The sequence below is a fragment of the Acidovorax sp. GW460-11-11-14-LB4 genome, assembly GCF_059423685.1.
In genome coordinates, this window is record NZ_JBWKYJ010000015.1 from 21915 (window position 1) to 40801 (window position 18887).

16 protein-coding genes and 1 tRNA gene are annotated in these 18887 nt (G+C 65.2%); 3 read left to right on the plus strand and 14 right to left on the minus strand.

Translation table 11 applies throughout. From position 1 onward, the window contains the following. Nucleotides 1–24 precede the first annotated feature (24 nt). The 12 genes from AC07X4_RS08335 to AC07X4_RS08390 form a co-directional block, all read right to left on the minus strand. Nucleotides 25–2181, minus strand: coding sequence for a D-(-)-3-hydroxybutyrate oligomer hydrolase (locus tag AC07X4_RS08335; protein WP_494739808.1), 2157 nt, complete (start codon nucleotides 2179–2181; stop codon nucleotides 25–27). Between the two features lie 92 nt (nucleotides 2182–2273). Then, entirely contained in the window at nucleotides 2274–3347 is a 1074-nt protein-coding gene (locus AC07X4_RS08340) for a branched-chain amino acid ABC transporter permease (protein WP_494739809.1), read from the minus strand. A gap of 16 nt (nucleotides 3348–3363) precedes the next feature. After that, nucleotides 3364–4350: a branched-chain amino acid ABC transporter permease gene (locus tag AC07X4_RS08345; protein ID WP_056640195.1), complete on the minus strand. Its 987-nt coding sequence runs from the start codon at nucleotides 4348–4350 to the stop codon at nucleotides 3364–3366. Between the two features lie 115 nt (nucleotides 4351–4465). Then, nucleotides 4466–5203, minus strand: a complete 738-nt coding sequence (locus tag AC07X4_RS08350; RefSeq protein WP_494739810.1) for an ABC transporter ATP-binding protein — start codon at nucleotides 5201–5203, stop codon at nucleotides 4466–4468. Then, the gene (locus AC07X4_RS08355) at nucleotides 5200–5982 is read right to left on the minus strand and encodes an ABC transporter ATP-binding protein (RefSeq protein WP_056064596.1); all 783 of its coding nucleotides are present in this window, start codon (nucleotides 5980–5982) and stop codon (nucleotides 5200–5202) included. Before AC07X4_RS08355 ends, AC07X4_RS08350 begins: the two co-directional genes overlap by 4 nt. Nucleotides 5983–6065: 83 nt before the next feature. Next, on the minus strand, nucleotides 6066–7550 hold the full coding sequence (locus AC07X4_RS08360) for an extracellular catalytic domain type 2 short-chain-length polyhydroxyalkanoate depolymerase (RefSeq protein ID WP_494739811.1): 1485 nt from the start codon (nucleotides 7548–7550) through the stop codon (nucleotides 6066–6068). Between the two features lie 185 nt (nucleotides 7551–7735). Next, nucleotides 7736–8929, minus strand: a complete 1194-nt coding sequence (locus AC07X4_RS08365) for a substrate-binding domain-containing protein (protein ID WP_056064604.1) — start codon at nucleotides 8927–8929, stop codon at nucleotides 7736–7738. Nucleotides 8930–9080: 151 nt separating this feature from the next. After that, nucleotides 9081–10592, minus strand: a complete 1512-nt coding sequence (locus AC07X4_RS08370) for a sigma-54 interaction domain-containing protein (RefSeq protein ID WP_121942500.1) — start codon at nucleotides 10590–10592, stop codon at nucleotides 9081–9083. Between the two features lie 119 nt (nucleotides 10593–10711). Then, nucleotides 10712–11350 carry a DUF2325 domain-containing protein gene (locus AC07X4_RS08375; protein WP_494739812.1) on the minus strand — a complete coding sequence of 213 codons (639 nt, stop codon included), beginning with the start codon at nucleotides 11348–11350 and terminating at the stop codon, nucleotides 10712–10714. A gap of 222 nt (nucleotides 11351–11572) precedes the next feature. After that, the gene (locus AC07X4_RS08380) at nucleotides 11573–13078 is read right to left on the minus strand and encodes a tripartite tricarboxylate transporter permease (RefSeq protein WP_056064614.1); all 1506 of its coding nucleotides are present in this window, start codon (nucleotides 13076–13078) and stop codon (nucleotides 11573–11575) included. Between the two features lie 12 nt (nucleotides 13079–13090). Then, nucleotides 13091–13609, minus strand: coding sequence for a tripartite tricarboxylate transporter TctB family protein (locus AC07X4_RS08385; RefSeq protein ID WP_056064616.1), 519 nt, complete (start codon nucleotides 13607–13609; stop codon nucleotides 13091–13093). A gap of 83 nt (nucleotides 13610–13692) precedes the next feature. After that, the gene (locus tag AC07X4_RS08390; protein WP_116747501.1) at nucleotides 13693–14652 is read right to left on the minus strand and encodes a Bug family tripartite tricarboxylate transporter substrate binding protein; all 960 of its coding nucleotides are present in this window, start codon (nucleotides 14650–14652) and stop codon (nucleotides 13693–13695) included. Between the two features lie 129 nt (nucleotides 14653–14781). Here AC07X4_RS08390 and AC07X4_RS08395 point away from each other — a divergent pair, with 129 nt between their 5' ends. The 3 genes from AC07X4_RS08395 to AC07X4_RS08405 are packed head-to-tail and all read left to right on the plus strand — an operon-like array spanning nucleotide 14782 to nucleotide 17350. Then, entirely contained in the window at nucleotides 14782–15465 is a 684-nt protein-coding gene (locus AC07X4_RS08395; RefSeq protein ID WP_056065161.1) for a response regulator transcription factor, read from the plus strand. After that, a complete protein-coding gene (locus AC07X4_RS08400; RefSeq protein ID WP_494739813.1) occupies nucleotides 15462–16901 on the plus strand; it encodes a sensor histidine kinase in 1440 nt (479 codons plus the stop codon). Before AC07X4_RS08395 ends, AC07X4_RS08400 begins: the two co-directional genes overlap by 4 nt. A 17-nt stretch (nucleotides 16902–16918) precedes the next feature. After that, on the plus strand, nucleotides 16919–17350 hold the full coding sequence (locus AC07X4_RS08405; protein ID WP_056064624.1) for an RNA-binding S4 domain-containing protein: 432 nt from the start codon (nucleotides 16919–16921) through the stop codon (nucleotides 17348–17350). 106 nt (nucleotides 17351–17456) lie between these two features. Here AC07X4_RS08405 and AC07X4_RS08410 read toward each other — a convergent pair. Beyond that, a tRNA-Ser gene (locus tag AC07X4_RS08410) sits at nucleotides 17457–17549 on the minus strand. 342 nt (nucleotides 17550–17891) lie between these two features. Further along, nucleotides 17892–18842: a tRNA lysidine(34) synthetase TilS gene (gene tilS / locus AC07X4_RS08415; RefSeq protein ID WP_494739814.1), complete on the minus strand. Its 951-nt coding sequence runs from the start codon at nucleotides 18840–18842 to the stop codon at nucleotides 17892–17894. Between the last annotated feature and the right edge of the window lie 45 nt (nucleotides 18843–18887).

The following is an 18887-nucleotide window of genomic DNA, read 5'->3' on the forward strand; positions in this document are numbered from 1 at the left end:
CACATAGGTCGTTCAGCGTCCCGGTCAGTCAGGGATGGAGATGGCGCCCGCCGTGATGGCAATGGCGTTGGCGGCAGCGGGCGTGGTGGCCAGCGGCGGCACGTTGGCGGCGGTGATGGCCGGGGCGCTGCCAGGTGTGCCGCCACGTGGCACCGTGCGCACCACCTGGCTGGCGGGCAGCGCCTTGCCGTTGGCGAGGTGGTCGTACACGGCGTCGAGCGCGTGGTTCAGGTACACGTGCAGCGGTACATAGCGGCTGTCATAACCCGGCAGCACGGTAGGCAAGCCGATGAAGCTGTCGAAGTGCTGGGCATTGGCCACTTCCACATAGCTGAGCTTGCTGGCGGCGCCTTCGACCTTCTTGTTCAGCGCAGCGTAGGGGCGCGACGTATGGCTCACGGGTAGCAGTGCATCGGCACGGCCATGCACGATCACGGCGGGCTTGCCGCGCAGGTTGCCGTTGCGGCGGGTTTCCTGAACACCGGCCTGCAGCTTCTTGGCAGCAGCGTCGTTGCCGGTGACGAGGTTGCGCAGGCACAGCGCGCCGCTAAGGTTCCAGTCGGCCACGCCAGCGTCCGACACCGACAGGAAGTCGCGTGCCGGGCCCAGCTTGCCCAGGTTGTTGACCAGGTTGATGCCGCCCGATGGAGGCACGCCATTGCCCGTGGCAAACATGCCAGCGAGGGCTGCGGGTGCCAGTGATGTCACCGCGCCCGTAGCCGCTGTGGCCGCGTAGCTGAAGCCGCACAGGTGGTCCTTGACGCTGGCGCGCGACAGGCTGTTGGCGAAGGTGACGGCGACCGCCGGAGCGACTTCAAACGCAGCCAGCGACGCATGCAAGTCGTTGGACTCCGGCTCCCAGCCGTAGGCGCGCAGCTTTTGCAAAGCCTCCTCGGCCTGCGTGGCCGTGGTGGAGGCCGTGAGCAGGCCCGCCGCCTTGAGCGAGGCACAGCGATTGGGCGCAATCGGCAGGGCCGCACTGCCAAAGCCGGCGGCAAAAGCAGCGGCGTAAGGGCTGGTGCTGACCGACGGCGCCAGCGATGCGCAGGCCTGATACAGGTTGGCGTAGGTCGTGAAGTCCACCAGCGTCTTGCCGGTGACGGCCACCTCAGCACTGCCACGGCGCACGGTGACACCGGGGTTGGCAGGCATCTCGATGGCGGGCTCGGACACGGCCACGCCGCTGATGAGGCCCTGCGTGTCCAGCTCGGCCGCGGCAATCGCTGAACCGCCACCGTTGGAGATGCTGGATGCGATGACGATGGTGTTGGCCGGGGTCAGCGTCTTGAGGCGCTGGCCCGCTGCATCGGTGGCGCCGTAGCGCTGGTTGAGCACGTAGTAGCCAAACTCCACCGCCTGTAGGGTGGTGGTGCCCCAATCCTTTTCAGAGTTCTGGCCCGAGTGCGCGTGCTTGAACGCAAAACGATTGGGCGTGGCGGTGTTGAAAACGGCCAGCTCGGTGGCCGTGAGGCCCGCGTTGAAGGCTGCGGCCTTGCCCGCTGCGGCGGCCGTGGTGCGGGTGCCGTCGAGCAGCGGCACGGTGTCGTTCATGAGGTCGTGCGGCGCGCCGCCCGTGCCCTTGTCAGAGTACGCCACGGCGCAGCCCTTCTTCAGGCCCCACTCGCCCGTGGAGATACCGCCGTAAACACCGCGCGACCCCGAAGCCGTGGCGGTGATCATGCAGGGTTTCTTGGGGTCGAAGCTGGCAGGCACCTGCACCATGAGGGTGACGTTCTTGCGGCCCGTGCCGTCGTCGGCAAACGCGATGTATTCGGTGCCCGCCACCTTGCCCTCGCCCGTGGTGACCTTGCCCTGCGCATCCACATTGGGGCCATACAGCGTGCCGTAGCCGCCGGCCGCCGTCATGTCGAGCATGGCGCGGTAGTTGGTGTGGATGGCGGTGCGGCGCAGCTCGGCTGCGGTGGGCTTGAGCGGGTCGGCATAGGCCGGTGGCACGGCGGCAGCCAGCCCCGTGGCGCCCAGGCCAGCCGTCAGCAGGTCGTTGCTGGTGCCGTCGTACGTGATCTCGCTGATAGCGCCCAGGTAGGTGGGCTTGGTGTTGAGTGCGGCGCTGTCGCCATCACTGCCGCCGCAGGCGGCCAGCACGGCTGCAGCCAGCACGGCGGGAACGAACGGACGAGAAAAGGGACGAAAACGCGGGTTCTTCATGCTCATCTTCATGTGCTTGTCTCCTGGAGTTTTTTCTTTGCGTCTTGTTGCACAGCTCACCCACACACCCAGGCCACGCCAGTCACCCGGCGCGGCTGGGCCACTCACCGCACCTTGCGCGCAGCTGCCGCGCGCAGGCGCCCCACCACACCGGTGGGGAAGTAGTAAACGGACAGAACGAACAGCACGCCCAGCCACAGCAGCCAGCGGTCGGGCGACAGCAGCGCAGACAGCCAGGGCAGGCCTGAGGCTGCCTCGCTGCCCAGGCGCAGCAGATCCTGCAGGTAGCTTTGCGCCACCAGGAAGAGCACGGCGCCAATGGCCGAACCGTAGATCGTGCCCATGCCGCCGATCACCACGATGAGCAGGCAGTCCATCATGATTTCGAAGCTCAGGGACGTATCCGGCCCGTTGTAGCGCAGCCAGAGCGCCAACATGGCGCCCGCCATAGTGGCAAACAGCGCCGACAGCACGCTGGACGTGGTGCGATACACCACCACGCGGTAGCCAATGGCCTCGGCGCGGAACTCGTTCTCGCGGATGGCCTGCAGCACGCGGCCGAAGGGCGAGTTGACGATGCGCAGCAGCGCCAGCACCAGCGCCACGGCCGTGACAAAGAGCAGGTAGTAGCAGATCAGCCGCCCATCGATGCTCACGCCCAGGAAGGGGTCGTCAAACGGCTCGAAACTGGGCGACAGGAACTCGGGCACCTTGAAGGTCAGGCCGTCCTCGCCGCCGGTGATGTCCGACAGCTGCGAGGCCAGGGTCTGGAACGCGGCGGCCACAGCCAGCGTGATCATGGCAAAAAAGATGGCCCGCACACGCAGCGAGAAGAGCCCCACCGCCAGCGACAGCAGCAGCGAGAGCACCAGCGCCCCGGCCAGCCCCACCAGCAGCGCAGACCAGGTGGGCCCCATGCGCGTGGTGGCCACGGCGATGCCATAGGCCCCGATGCCAAAGAACATGGTGTGCGCAAAGCTCACGATGCCGGTGTAGCCCAGCAGCAGGTCAAAGCTCGCGACCAGCACCACAAAGATCAGCACCTTGGCCGCCACGGACAGCGCCTTGACCCCGGGGAAGAGGAAAGGTGCAAAAGCAAGGCCCACAAAGATGGCCACCAGAATCACCGCCAGCACCTTGCTGCGCGGGTAGTCGCCGGAGAGAAGTCGGTTCAGCATGTCAGTCGGCTCCTCATCAGCGGTTGGCCACGGGATAGACGCCCTGCGGGCGCCACAAGAGAATGGCCACCATCAACGCGATGTTGGAGAACAGCGCCACCTTGGGCACCAGGAAGCCGGTGTAGTTGGCCATCAGCCCCACCAGCAGCGCACCGATGAGCGCGCCGCCGGTGCTGCCCAGGCCGCCGATGATGATCACGATGAAGATCAGCACGTTGACCTGCGCGCCCATCTGGGGCACCACGTTCTGCTGGTACAGGCCCCACATCACGCCGCCCAGGCCCGCCAGGGCCGAGCCCACCACGAACACGCCCACAAACAGGCGGCGGATGCGGTAGCCCAGGCTTTCGACCATCTCGCGGTCCTGCACGCCGGCGCGGATCAGCAGGCCGACCTTGGTGCGCGACAGCGTCCAGGCCAGCACGCCAAACACCAGCAGGCCCACGGCCACCGCGACGAGGCGGTATTTTTCGATGGCAGCATCGCCCACCAGCAGCGAGCCGCGCATGCCCTCGGGCAATGGCAGCGGGATCTGCGCGGGGCCCCAGATGACCTTGATGAGCTCTTCACCAATGATCATGCCGCCCATGGTGATGAGAATCTGCTTCAGGTGCTGTCCATACACCGGCCGCACGATGAAGCGCTCGAACGCCAGGCCCACGGCCCCGGCCACTGCCATGGCCACCACCATGGCGGGCAGCACGGCCATCAGGTTGCGCCACAGCTCGGCACTCTGGGTGTAGTCGCCCATGGCGCCCAGCACGCTGGTGGCCACAAACGCACCCAGCGCAATGAACACGCCATGGCCAAAGTTCAGCACATCCATCAGACCAAACACCAGCGTGAGGCCCGAGGCAATGATGAAGATGATCATGCCCATGGCCAGCCCCGCCACCGTGAGCGTGAGCCAGGTACTGGGCGAGCCGATGAAGGGCAGCACCAGCAGCGCCAGCGCCGGCACCAGCGCCAGCGGCTTCCAGTCGAAATCGCGGGTGATGCTCATGCCCGACCTCCAGCAGCTACTGCCGCACCACGCACATCAGCTACATATTTGATAGCTGCCACGACAATAGATACCTGCGCTACCGCCCGAAAACATCTGAAATTGCTCACACGACTCATAGCGCCAGCCCCAGCAGCGAGCGCTGCAGTTCTTCGTCTTGCGCCAGCGCGGCCATGCTGCCCGCGTGCACCACCTGGCCGTTGTCCATCACGGCCACGGTGTCCCCCAGCCGCTTGGCAAAGTTGATGTTCTGCTCGACCAGCAGGATGGTCACACCGCTCTTCTTGAGCTGGTCGAACGCATCGATCATGTTGTTGATGATGGCGGGCGCGAGGCCCTTGCTGGGCTCATCCACGATGAGCAGATCGCGCGGCTCGACGATGGCGCGGCTCACGGCCACCATCTGCTTTTGGCCGCCGCTGAGCTTGCCGGCGGGGTGGTTCCAGAACTTCTCCACCGCGGGGAAGAGCTTGAAGATCCACTGCAAGCGCGCCTCGTCCATCTGCGCGGCGTTGCGGGCACTGCGTGCGGCCAGCAGCATGTTTTCCTTCACCGTGAGGTCGGCAAAGATGCCCATGTTCTCGGGCACATAGGCGATGTTCAGGCCCGCGATGGCCGGCGTATTCATCGCGGTGATGTCTTTGCCACCAAAGTGGATGGAGCCCTGCGACGCATGCCACAGGCCCATGATGGTGCGCAGCGTGGTCGTCTTGCCTGCGCCGTTGCGGCCCAGCAGCATGGTGAGCTGCCCCTTGGGCACAGCGAGATGAACGCCGTGCAGGATGTGGTACGCCCCGATGTGCGTGTGCACACCCTTGAGTTCGAGCAGGTTGATCGTTGGTGTCGTGCTCATGCGGCCTCCTTCTCTGCGTCCTTGGAGACGCCCAGGTAAGCCTCTTGCACCACGGGCGATGCGATCACCTCGGCTGGCGGTCCATCGGCCACCAGCGTGCCGTTGGTCAGCACGATGATGCGGTCGGCCAGTTCGCGCACCACGTCCATCTTGTGCTCCACCAGCAGGATGATCTTGGTCTTGTCCTTCTTCAGCTCGCGGATCAGGTTCAGGATCACGGGCGCCTCGTCGTGGCTCATGCCGGCCGTGGGCTCGTCGAACATGTAGACCTGCGGCTCCAGCGCCATGAGCAGCGCCACTTCCAGCTTGCGCTGGTCGCCGTGCGGCAGGCTGGCCACGGGGGTGTCGGCCCGGTCGGTCATGGCCACGGCCTGCAGGATCACGCGGGCGCGCTGGGTCAGCGCGCTGTGGTCGCTCCAGATGCTCCACAGGTTCATGCCCCGGCGGTGCTTGCCCTCTTGCGTGGCCTGCACGGCCAGGCGCACGTTCTCCAGCACGCTGAGGTTGGGGAACAGGTTGGTGAGCTGGAACGCCCGGCCCAGGCCCGCGTGGGTGCGTGCCGAGACGGACTGGCCCGTGAGGTCCTGCCCGCCCAGAGTGACGCTGCCGCTGGTGGCCTTGAGTTGCCCCGAGATCAGGTTGAAGTAAGTGGTCTTGCCAGCGCCGTTGGGGCCCACGATGGCGGTCAGCGTGCCGGGCTCGAAAGAGCAGGTCACGCCGTTGACCGCCACGTGGCCGCCAAAGCGGATGGTCAAGTCCTTGGTGGCCAAGGTGCTCATGGGTGGGGGTTCACTTTCACGGTCTGAGTCAATCGATGGAATGGGTGGGGCGCCCTGCCCTGCGGCAGCGCGCCCCCGGCACTTTAGGGGCAGGTGCCGATCACGTAGTAGTTGGTGCTGGTCTGCTTCAAGGTGTTGGTGACGAACACGTTCCACAGGCCCATGCTCTGGTTGGAGCCCAGCGCATAGGTGTAGCCCCCGGCGGCGTACGCGCGCCCGGCCAGGGTGTGCGCATAGTTGCTGGCGGTGGTGCAGGTGGCGGTGCCACCGCCCGATGCGGCCAGCGTGGTGCCCGAAGCTGCGGCCGATGTGGCGCCCTCGGCCCCGTTGGCATCGGCCGCGCGCACCGTCCAGCTGTAGGTGGTGGACGCGGCCAGACCGGTGTCGGTGTAGCTGGTGGCAGTCACAGGCAGCGCGTTGACCTTGTTGGCGTTGCGGTACACGTTGTAGCTGGCCGCGCCCGTGACAGCGGCCCAGCCGATGGCCATGCTGCTGGCCGTGGCGCCCGACGTGCTCACGCCCGTGGGGGCTGGCAGAGCCACAGGGTCGGGGGGCGTGGTGCCACCCGTGCCGCTGGAGACGCGGTCCACCATGGCCTTGACGGCCGCCATTTGCGGGCCCGACTTCTTGGAATAGTTGGCGCTGTCATAGCCCCACCAGTCCCAGCAGCTGTTGGTGGCTGCGGTGCTGGTCTGCGGGTACAGCATCACGATGTTGTTGGTGTCAGCCCAGCGGTTGTAGCCGGTGTTGCGCACGTACTGTTGCTGCACATCGCTGATGTTCTGCTTGCAGCCATGCAGCACCACATGCAGCTTGCAGGTGGCTGTGCCGCCCGCCTGGCAGGCCTGGGGCACATAGGCCCAGCCCGTGGTGGCCATGCCATGGTTGGTGATGAATTCGCTCTGGTTGAACTCGATGTAATTGCCGGTGGGCAGGGTGGCGTTGTTGCGGGCGTTCAACGTGCCGTACAGGTGCTGCAGCATGGCACCGGCGAGGTCGAAGTTGCAGTCGCTGATGTAGGGCGCGCCCTTGGTGGAGCAGGCGTTGCCGTAGTCGTCCGTCACCATGGCGTGTTCGGCAGCAATGTCCTTCTTGTAGACCACATTGGCGGCGGGCACGAAGCTGTTGTAGTAGGTGCGCAGCGCGTCCATCACCCCGGTCTTGACCACGCTGTCGAGCGTGCCCGAGAACAGGTAGACCTTGGAGTTCTGCAGGTTGGCCACGGGGTCGATCACGCCCTGGCTGGCCCAGGTGTTGGTGGTGCTGACCAGCGTGCTGGTGGGGATGCCTGCGGGGCTGGCCATGCAGCGCCCGGTGGCGTTGACGACCGAGCCCTCCGCGCAATAGAACGGGCCGCCCGCGACCACGCCGGCGCCCTTGGCAAACGTTGCCGAATACGCCACGTGCAGCTGCACGGCCATGAAGCCGCCCGAGGACAGGCCCGATACCGTGGTCTGTGTCTTGTCGATCTTGAGTGCTGGTAGGTTGACGGCAGCGTGAACACTGCCCGTGCCACACAGTGCCATCGCAGCCCCTGCTGCTGCCGCCCGGATGAAATTGAAAGCCATGTTGTCTTGTCTCCAAATAATTTTTGAGAAAAACCGACCCAGCCCCCGTGTAGACCCGGGGGTTCATGCATCAATTCACTGGAAAAAGAGGGGCGGCCGCCCCTGCGGGATGGACCCCGAAGGAGCAGGACGGGGGTCCTGTCCGACGGGCCTCGCTAACTCGCTAACGGAATCGAAAGACCGGCTTATCGCTTGTTGCGAATCGGCACGTTCATTTCTTCAGGCTTGATCTCGCGCACCAGCTCGGGCACGCCCCAGGCAAAGGCCGGGTCCACCTTGATCTTGAAGTGGTACATGCTCTGCATGGCCTGGTGGTCTTCCTTGCGGAAGGTCATCTTGCCCTTGGGCGTCTCGAAGCTCATGCCCTCCATGGTCTTGATGAGCTTGTTGGTGTTGGTGTCGCCGTTCGTGGCCTTGAGGGCCGTGACCAGCGCCATGGCCGAGCTGAAGCCGCCGGCCGTGAAGAAGTCTGGCGGGGTCTTGAACTCCTTGTAGTGCGCGGCCACCATGGCTTCGTTCACAGGGTTCTTGGGGATGCCGAAGTAGTAGTACGTGGCACCTTCCATGCCAGGGAAGTTCTTGTACGCAGCCATCGCGGGCAGGATATTGCCGCCGGTGGCGATCTCGATGCCATAGCGCTTGAGGTCCATGTCAGCGATCTTGAACGGGTTGCCTGCACCGGCCCAGATGATGAAGATGACCTTGCGGCCGGGCACGTCCTTGAGCTTGTCGATCAGGCGCTGGGCACCGGCGGTGAAGTCGGTGGTGGTGGTGGGCAGGTATTCCTCGTGCACCAGCTTGGCGTTCTTGAGCGCGTCCTTGAAGGCCTTTACTCCATCGCGGCCGAAGGCATAGTCCTGCGCCAGCGTCGCCACCGTCACGCCCGCCTTGTCGATGGCCACGGCGTTGGAGATCGCGTCCTGGCTGCTGTTGCGGCCGGTGCGGAAGATGTACTTGTTCCACTTGTCGCCGGTGATGGCGTCGGCCACGGCGGGCTCCACCAGCAGGATCTTCTTGTATTCCTCGGCCACGGGCAGCAGGGCCAGGGCAACGCCGCTGGAGGTGGGGCCGACGGCAATATCGGCCTTGTCATCCGAGTAGGCCGAGGCCAGCAGGCTCTTGCCCAGGTCAGGCTTGCCCTGGTCGTCCTTCTCGATCACGACGAGCTTCTTGCCATTGACGGTCATGCTGCCGCCGGTGGCGTAGTTCAGGCCCATCATCAGGCCGGTCTGGGTCTGCTTGCCATAGGCCTCCAGCGGACCCGTCTTGCTGTACACGTGGGCAATGCGGATTTCACCGGTCTGCGCGAACGCGGGGGCAGAAAGTGCGGCGGCGGTAACGGCTGCGGAAGCGAGGGCGACCAGAGTGCGACGGTGCATGGCGATGTCTCCTGTTGTGATGCTTCTTTATTGCACAGTCTGTGCCAGCAGCCAAGTGCTTGATTTCAAAGATACTTTTGCTGACAAGCTGGCGACACTGCCTGATTTAAATACACATTGAATGTCTAATTTTTAGACATTTGCCTGATTTTTATTCAGGGTTTTCCAGACGTCCATAGAGCGTGGCGCGCGAGATGCCCAGCTGGCGAGCAGTGGCCAGCTTGTTGCCGCCATGGGCTTTGAGCGCAGCCGCGATGGCCTTGCGCTCCAGCTCCGCCACCTGCTCGGCCAGCGGGCGCAGGTATCGGCTTTCGTCCTCGGCATCGGCGGCGTGGCCCGGGTCCTGCACCGGGGCGGGGGCGGCGGGCTCCACGCCCGCTTCGCGCAGGATGCGTTCGAGCTGCGCGGCGTCGATGGACTGCGAGTCGCTGCGCATCACCGCCTGCTCCAGCACATTGCGCAGCTCGCGGATGTTGCCGCGCCAGGGCTGGCCCGCCAGCAGGGCCATTGCATCGGGCAGCAACTCGGGCGGCGCGGTGCCGTTGCGCAGGGCCAGGTCTTCGCCCAATGCTTCGACCAAGGCAGGGATGTCGCTGCGCCGCACGCGCAGCGGCGGCACACGCACCGGCAGCACATGCAGGCGGTAGAACAAATCCTCGCGGAATTTGCCCTCGCGCACCAGGGACGCCAAATCGCGCGACGTCGCGGCCAGGATGCGCACATTGAAAGGCACGAGCTTGTTGCTGCCCAGCGGCTCGATCTCGCCCTCTTGCAGCGCCCGCAGCAGCTTGGCCTGCAGGCTTTGGGGCATGTCGCCGATTTCGTCGAGGAACAGCGTACCGCCATCAGCCAGCTTGAACTTGCCGTCGCGGCCCTTGCGGTCGGCGCCGGTGTAGGCGCCAGGCGCCACGCCGAAGAACTCGGCCTCGAGCAGCGTGTCGGGCACGGCGGCGATGTTGACGCTGACGAACGGGCCACTGGCGCGGCTGGACGCTGCGTGGATCGCGTGGGCCAGAAGCTCCTTGCCGGTCCCCGTCTCACCCAGCAGCAGCACGGGGCTGCTCGACTGCGCTGCACGGCGCGCCTGGCGCTTGACCTCGGCCGCCGCGGGGCTGGAACCGATGAAGCTGGCAAAGGTGTACTTGGACCGCCGCTCGCCGTCGCCCGCCACCGCCAGGCTGCGGCGGCGCTGGCTGGCCAGCTCGCGCCGGGCGTCGTCCAGGTCGCGCTGCAGCAGCGCAAACTTGCTGATGAGCGGCTGCAGCGTGGTTTCGGGATGGTCGAACAGCACGATGCCAATAGCGCCGATCACGCGGTCTGCGTCGTCGCGCAGCGGAATGCGGCTGACCACAAAGGTGCCCGCCTTGTTGGTCAGCAGGTCGATCAGCACGGGCTGGCCCGTTTCGAGCACGCGGCGCATCTGTGTGTTGGGGATGACCTCTTCCACCGTGCGGCCCACGAACTGGTCCACCGACGAAAAACCCAGGTCCGGCAGAAAGCGCTGGTAGCCCTCATTCACCCACACGATGCGCCCACTGCGATCCACCAGGAACATGCCCTGGCTGACGCTGGAGAACAGCTGGAACATGGAGCGTGCCGCCAGTTCCAGAATGCCCTGGGCATCCAGCGGCAGTGCGGGGGCGTCATCAGCGAGCAAAGGCATCTGCGGATGGTAGCGCGCTGGCGGGGCGCAGGATCTGTCCCCCACAGGCAGCAGACGTCCGGCATGGAGCCGAGACGCTACAAATTAGATAGCTACCTAGGCAAATGGCACTAGCGCTATCAGGCGTTTTTATCCAAAACAGGAGTCAAAGATGTGTACAGGGACGCCTCACATGCTGCCAGCGGCTGGTCCACCAAGATGCAGGGCTTGCCCGTGCGACGGCACTGGTCCTGCACCCGCCAGTAGGCGTCGTGGCTGATGCAGCCCGTCTGGCAAATCACCAGGTCAGCGGCGGCCAGGCTGGCGTCGAAGGCCGCACCCGCGTCTGCGTCCGGATGGGCCTCGACCACCACGGGCACGCGCACCCTGCGGGGGTGTGCCGAAGCATCCGGGGGCGCGGCGCTGGTTGCCCCACCCTGCTCCGGGTGGCTCACTGCCCTGGTGTCTGACTGCGCCGCCAGTCGCCAGCGCAGGCATTCCCGCGACAAGGTGGCAATGCGCTCCGCCAGCACAGCGATGTGGCGTGCCATGGTCTGACGGCGGGAGAGTCCCGGCACAGCAGCCCGTAGCTGCGCCAGCTCGTCGTACGCCATGGCCAGCCGCGTATCGCGCACCACCAGTGCCCCACGCAGCCGCACCACCTCGGCCTGCAGCGCCTGGATCTCGGTGGCCTGCACCGTCAGGGCCGCGCTGCAACGCCGCTGGGCTTCGCCCCACTGACGACAAAGCACCAGAAACTCCCGCGGAAATGAAAACATGCGCCATCCTGCAAATAAGAACTATTCGCATTTTATGGTACGATTCAGCCCGAGTTCACAGCAAGCCACCTGGTGGGGAGGGCTCCGGGAGCACAGCGCCTGGGGGTCTGGCTTGCCAAGAAAATCGTCGGCACGGATCTGCCCGCGCCGTCTGGACGAAAAAAAACCGCGCCCGATGGCGCGGTTTTTTTATGGGTGCGAGCCTGGGGCCTCGCCACGATTTCAGGCCTCTGCCAGCGCCATCTTGCGGGCAGCCCAACGGCGCAGCAGGCGCGGAACGATCAGCACGGCCAGCACGATGACGATCAGGGTCACCGAACCGGGGCGCTCCAGGAAAATCGTCCACTTGCCTTCACCAATCGACACCGCATTGCGCATCTGAGCCTCAGCCAAGGGGCCCAGGATCATGCCCACCACCACCGGCGCGGCGGGGAAGTCAAAGCGGCGCATCACCACACCCAGCAGGCCGATCGCGTACAGCAGCACCAGGTCGAATGCGCTCTGGCGCATGCCATACACACCCAGGGTGGAGAAGACCAGAATGCCCGCGTACAGGTACGACTTCGGGATGTTCAGCAGTTTCACCCACAGGCCCACCAGCGGCAGGTTCAGGATCAGCAGCATCACGTTGCCGATGTACATCGACGCGATCAGCGCCCACACCAGCGCGCCGTTGGTGTCGAACAGCTGCGGGCCGGGCTGGATGCCATAGTTCTGGAACGCGCCCAGCAAAATGGCCGTGGTGTTCGACGTGGGGATGCCCAGCGTCAGCAGCGGGATCAGCGTGGCCGTGATGGCCGCGTTGTTGGCGGCCTCGGGGCCTGCCACACCTTCGATGGCGCCCGTGGTGCCAAACTCTTCCTTGTGCTTGCTCAGTTTCTTCTCGGCGGCATAGCTCAGGAAGGTTGGAATCTCGCTGCCACCGGCAGGCACGGTGCCAAACGGAAACCCAATGGCCGTGGCGCGCAACCACGCGGGCCAGGAGCGCTTCCACTCTTCCTTGGTCATGTGGGTGCTGGTCAGGCGGTTCTGGGTCTCGTCGGACTTGCCTTCGTACATCACGTTGTACAGCGCCTCGCCCACCGCAAACAGGCCCACGGCGATCAACACCACTTCGATGCCATCCATCAGCTCAGGCACACCCCCGGTGTAGCGCGCCTGGCCCGTGATCTGGTCGATGCCGATCAAGCCCATGGCCAGGCCCACGAACAGCGCCACCATGCCACGCAGCGTGCTCTTGCCCAGCACCGCACTCACGGTGGTGAAGGCCAGCACCATCAGCATGAAATACTCAGGTGGGCCCAGGCGGATGGCGTATTCGGCCACCAGCGGCGCGCAGAAGGTCACCAGCACCGTGGCGATGGTGCCCGCCACAAACGAACCGATGGCGGCCGTGGCCAGGGCCGCACCGGCGCGGCCATGCTTGGCCATCTTGTTGCCCTCCATGGCCGTGACCATGGACCCGGCCTCACCCGGGGTGTTGAGCAGGATGGACGTGGTGGAGCCGCCATACATGGCGCCGTAGTAGATGCCTGCAAAGAAGATCATCGAGGCCGTGGCCTCGACCTTGACGGTGATGGGCAGCAGCATGGCCACAGCCACTGCGGGGCCGATGCCTGGCAACACGCCCACGGCGGTGCCGATCATGCAGCCAACAAAGGCCCACATCAGGTTGATGGGTGTTGCCGCGGTGGCAAAACCCTGCATCAAAAGGTTTAAGGTTTCCATGGCGTGCAGGCTTTACAGCCACCCCGTGTTGGTCAGGCCGGGCAGGTTGATGGCCAGCAGTTGCGTAAACATCCAGTACACCGGAGCCGCTACCGCGATACCGATGAAGGAATCCTTGATCCAGGCCTGCAGGCGCAGGTCGAGTTCACCTTCCGAGCTCTTGAAACCCCGTACCGACAGCACGAAGCACAACGCACAGCTCAGGATGAAGCCCAGCGTGGTGATGAGCAGGGCGTTGAGCAGCAGCCCTGCCGACACCCAGATGAAGCCCTTCCAGTGGGCGCGCTCGTCGCCGGAGCCCTCTTCCAGCTCCCGAAACCCGCCGCTCAGCGCATGCGCCACGCACAGCACGCCACAGATCAGGATGGCAATGCTGACCACCCAGGGAAAGAAGTTGGGTCCCACGCCACCATAGCCCGCTTCTGAACTGACCGAGCTGGCCCCCCAGGCCAGACCCAGCGCGAGCACCACCAGCCCGACCCCGATCAGGGTCTGCAAGGGCTTGGAGCGCGATGAATGTTGTTGTGTCATGTTTTTTCCTTCGCACCAACCAATGCACGGGCGCGCCGCCTGCCCAGAGGCAGAAACGACGGCTGCCGCGCCTTGCTTCGGGATCAGATCATTCCGGACTTGGCCATCGTGGCGCGCATGCTGGCGAACTCGGCATCCACGAAATTGCCGAACTCGTCGCCGGCCATCCATGCGGGGGTCCAGCCGTTCTTTTCCATCGCGTCCTGCCAGGCCTTGTGCTTGAAGGTCTTGGCCAGCGCATCGATCAAGGCCTTGCGCTGTTCGGGTGTGATGCCAGGCGCGCCGTACACGCCGCGCCAATTGCCGATTTCCACGTTGATGCCCTGCTCCTTGAGCGTGGGCACGTTCACGCCCTTGAGGCGGGTGCCCGAGGTCACGCCCACTGCGCGCATCTTGCCGGCAGAGATGTACTCGGAGAACTCGCTGTAGCCGCTGCCGCCCACCGTCACGTTGCCACCCAGGATGGCGGCAGTGGCCTCACCGCCCCCACGGAACGCCACATAGTTGATCTTGGCGGGGTCCACGCCCACTTCGCGTGCGATCATGGCGGCGGCAATGTGCTCGGTAGAGCCGCGCGAGCCGCCACCCCACTTCACGCTGCCAGGGTCCTTCTTGAGCTGTTCCACCACATCCTTCATGGTCTTGAAAGGCGAGTTGGCGGGCAACACAAACACGTTGTATTCGCTGGTCAGGCGCGCCAGGGGCGTAACCTTGTCCAGGCCCACCGGTGGTTTGCCGGTGATGATGCCGCCCAGCATCACAGCGCCCATCACCATCAGCGCGTTCGGATCGCCCTTGCTGGCGTTGACGAATTGGGCCAGGCCAATCGCGCCCGCTGCGCCGCCCTTGTTGTCGTAGGACACCGACGATGCGGCGCCCGCATCCTGCATCGCCTTGCCCAGCGCGCGGCCGGTGGAATCCCAACCGCCCCCGGGGTTGGCGGGTATCATCATCTTGAGGGCCGCTGCCGACTGGGCCGACACGGGCAACGCACCCGCAGCGGCCAGGGCGGCCAGTGATTTCAGAAAGGTATCGCGACGCATGGTGTCTGTCTCCTGATAAGGTTTGCGAACCGCCCGATGATGCGCGCGCTGCCTGTCAAACGGCTGTCCTCAGACTCAGGGAAAACACTCATGCACCCGGCCCAATGAGACGGTGCTATGGTGCCGCGCATGCAATTGCTCCTTGTAGAAGACGACCCCACCATGCAGGCCACGCTGCACCGCGCACTGACCCGGCGTGGCATGGAAGTGACCGCAGTGGGCGACGGACGCGCAGCGCTGAGCCAATGGACCGCCCTGCAGCCCGACGCCGTCATCCTGGACCTCACCCTGCCGGGCCTGGACGGCTTGCAGGTGCTGCAGCAGGCGCGATCACGTGGCCTGCGCACCCCCGTACTGATCCTGACGGCACGTGGCACCGTGGGCGACCGCGTGGTGGGGCTGAACGCTGGCGCCGACGACTACCTGCCCAAACCGTTCGATCTGGACGAGCTGGAGGCACGCCTGCGCGCGCTGGTGCGCCGCAGTGCAGATCCCGCCGTAGCGCCGCTGGCACCCAGCACCGTGCAGATCGGAGCCATCCGCTACGACAAGGACAGTGGTGCGCTGTATCTGAACGGCGAGGTGATGGAGCTGACCCCGCGCGAGCTGGCACTGATGCACGCCCTGCTCGCCCAGCCCGGGCATGCCGTGACCAAGGAGCGACTGTATGAGCTGGTGTTTCCGGGCCAGCTCGACGTGCAGTACGAAGCCATCGAGGTCGTGGTGTACCGGCTGCGCAAGAAGCTGGCGGGCACAGGTCTGACCCTGATGACACTGCGCGGCCTGGGCTACCTGCTGCGGGCCGACGCATGAGCGAGGATGGTGTGCGCCACCACTCGCTGCGGCGGCGCCTGCTGCTGGGCATCTTGCTGCCTGTAGCCCTGTTCATCGGCTTCAACACCTGGAGCCTGTACCACCAGACGCTGGCATCGCTCAACACCGCGTATGACCGCACCCTGCTGGCATCCGCCAAAAGCATCAGCGAACAGCTCGATGTGAAAGGCTTTGACGACGCAGCGCAGCTGCGCGCCATCGTTCCTTATTCGGCCCTGGAGGCCTTTGAGGCTGACAACCAGAGCCAGATGTTCTACCGCGTTTCGACCCTCAAAGGCGAGATCGTGTCGGGCTTTGAGGACCTGCCGGTGTGGCACGGCAGCATTCCTGCCCGCCCTCCCTATGCGGCTCTGGTGGACTTTTACGATGACCGATTTCGTGACCGCGATGTGCGCGTGGCGGTGCTGCTGCAACCGGTGGCCAGCTCCGAAGGCCGGGCGATGGCCGTGATCCAGGTGGCGGAGACGCTGGAGGTGCGCGAAACCCTGGCACTGCAGATCCTGTGGAACACCCTGTTGCGACAGGCGCTGTTGATCGCCGTGGTGGCCTTTACCGTGGTGTTGGTGGTGCAGCGCGCCACCCAGCCCGTGCGGCAGCTCAGCCAGCAGCTGCAGGCCCGGCGCGAGGGCGATCTGAGCCCCATCGCGGCCCCGCTCGCCCCACGCGAGCTGCAGCCGCTGGTGGACGCCACCAATGAGGTCATGCAGCGCCTGCGTCACCTGCTGCGGCACCAAAAGCGCTTTGTGCGCGATGCCTCCCACCAGCTGCGCACACCGCTGGCCGTGCTCAAGACCCAGGTGCAATCGGCCCTGCGCGGCGACGTGGAGCCGCAACAAGCCCTGCACGAGATCAGCGACACCGTGGACCGCGCCACCCAGCTCGCCAACCAGATGCTGGCCCTGGCCAAGGTGGAGCAGCTGCGCCAACAAAGCGCTCCACCAGCCACCCGCTTTGATGACATTCTGCGTGCCGTGGCGCTGGAGATTTCGCCACTGATTGCTCAGCGCGATCTGGACTTTGGCATCCACACCGAGCCAACCCTGGTGCAATCGCATGAATGGATGCTGCGCGAACTGAGCCGCAACCTGCTGCACAACGCCGTGCGCCACGCACCGCCCGGCAGTGAGTTGACCGTGGACTTGCGCAGCGACGGGCGGCATGCGGCGCTGACGATCAGCGACCACGGCCCCGGCATTGATGACGAGCTGGCGGCACGCCTGTTCCAGCCCTTTTCTGCAGGAGACGTGCGCACCGGCAGCGGCCTGGGCCTGGCCATTTGCCATGAGATCGTGCAGGCCCTGGAAGGCAACATCACACTGACAAACCAGGTGCAAGGCCACAAGGTGACAGGGCTGGACGCCGTGGTTCGCCTGCCACTGCCTGCGCCCTTGACCGACATCACACCCGTGGCCTAGACGGCACAATCTCGCCCATGAATACCTTGGAGACGATGCGCCTGGACAAGTGGCTCTGGTGCGCCCGCTTTTACAAGACCCGCAGCCTCGCCACCGAAGAGATCGGCAAGGGCCGGGTCACTGTCAATGGCCAGCTGGCCAAACCTGCACGCGACCTGCGCTGCGGCGACACCGTAGCGCTGCGCCAGGGCCCCGTGGCACGCACCGTGCTCGTACGGGGCCTGAGCGGTGCCCGGGGCCCCGCGCCAGTGGCCCAGCAACTGTACGAAGAAACCCCCGACAGCATCGCCGCCCGCGAAAAAGCCGCAGAACTGCGCCGCTTGGCCCCCGAGCCAGCCGCGACATTGCAAGAAGGTCGCCCAACCAAACGCGACCGCCGCGAGATCGACAAGGTGAGCAACAAGGGAAGCGATTGGGGCAGCCGGTGGAGTGCGTCCATCGACGAATGATTGTTCGAGGAGTTCGGACAGTTCGCAGGCGGCGTCAGATATAACTAGGCGGCTAAAAAACTCAAAAGAAAAAGCCCCAAGCGCGTTGAGCGCTTGGGGCTTATCTTGGCGGAAACGGAGGGATTCGAACCCTCGATGAGGCTCTACACCCCATACTCCCTTAGCAGGGGAGCACCTTCGGCCACTCGGTCACGTTTCCAATCCCGCTATTATGCCTCATTTCAGGGCCTGTTCCGCTGGTTGCAGCAGCATAGGTGGGCTGGTCCAAAGTCCTCGTGCACGCCGGGCGCTGATAGCTGGAGTCACTTATTCGCCGATTGCCGCCCAGGTTTTGATGTCGCATATGGAGGCCATCCGAGCGCGGATGGCTTGTGTGTTGAGCCTGTTGGACAGGGGGCAAGGACGGACTCGGGCTTTCTATTGGACGCACCGAGCGCATAGAGCTGGCAATCTTCGCGATTGGCCAACGTGCCGGATACGGCGGTTTACTCCCGTGTTTGTGGGCGTCGTCCCGTGACGCGGGCAAAAAGACACCTGAGAGCTACTGCCTGAGCCATTCCAGCGTAAGACCAGACCGCACGACAAAGCCGCTTCCTACCTTGATGCGGATGTGGTGACCCCGTGTGGAGCAGGCCTGGATCTGATCCAGCAGCTCGCCCAATTGCGCGGCTCCCGGGGTGGTTTGGTGGGCATGGCGCAGCCAGTGGCGCACCACGTTGGCCTGGCGGGCGCGGGTGAGCCCCTGCAGCGCCTTGATACCGGGGGGCACGCCCACCAAGGACAGGTCCTGCTGTGCCATCTCGTGCAGCAGCTCGGCAGCCTGGGCTGCATTGGCGGCCGACCGTGCAAAGGTATCGCGAAAGGACGGGAATGCGGCATGCAGCGCAGGCAGCAGTTGCGCCCGAATGCGGTTGCGCGTGAAGCGCTCATCGGAGTTGGTGGGGTCTTCCACCCACGCCTGGCCTTGTGCCTTCAACCAATCGCGTACGTCCGCCGCAGACACCTGCAACAAGGGGCGGTGCCAGACCAGACCAGCACGCGTCCACTGGGCAGGCATGGCGGCCAGGCCGGCCACGCCCGCTCCGCGCGACAGGGCGAGTAGCAGGGTTTCGGCCTGATCGTCGGCGTGCTGTGCAATTGCTATGGATTGAATAGCACCCAAGGTATGATCCTCTAGCGCTACTGCCGTCAAAGCCTGGTATCTGGCTTGCCGAGCGGCGTCCTCGGGGCTCTGGCCGGGCGCGGGGCGTGCGTCCAGCCGCTGCACACGCAAGGTCACGCCCAGCTTGCTACACAAGGCCACGCAATGCTGCTCAAACCCATCGGCAGCCGCCTGCAGCCCGTGGTGCACATGGATGGCCAGCACCTGCCCGGGCCAGCGGCGTGCACAGCCCAACAGCAATGCGGTCGAGTCTGCGCCCCCGCTCAACGCCACGGCCATCGGCAACGCGGGCGCAAAGGCCCGCAGGGCGGCGTCCATTGATTGCGTCATCGCATCCGCCCTTCAGGCCCTGCACCTGGACCCGTCGCAACCGCC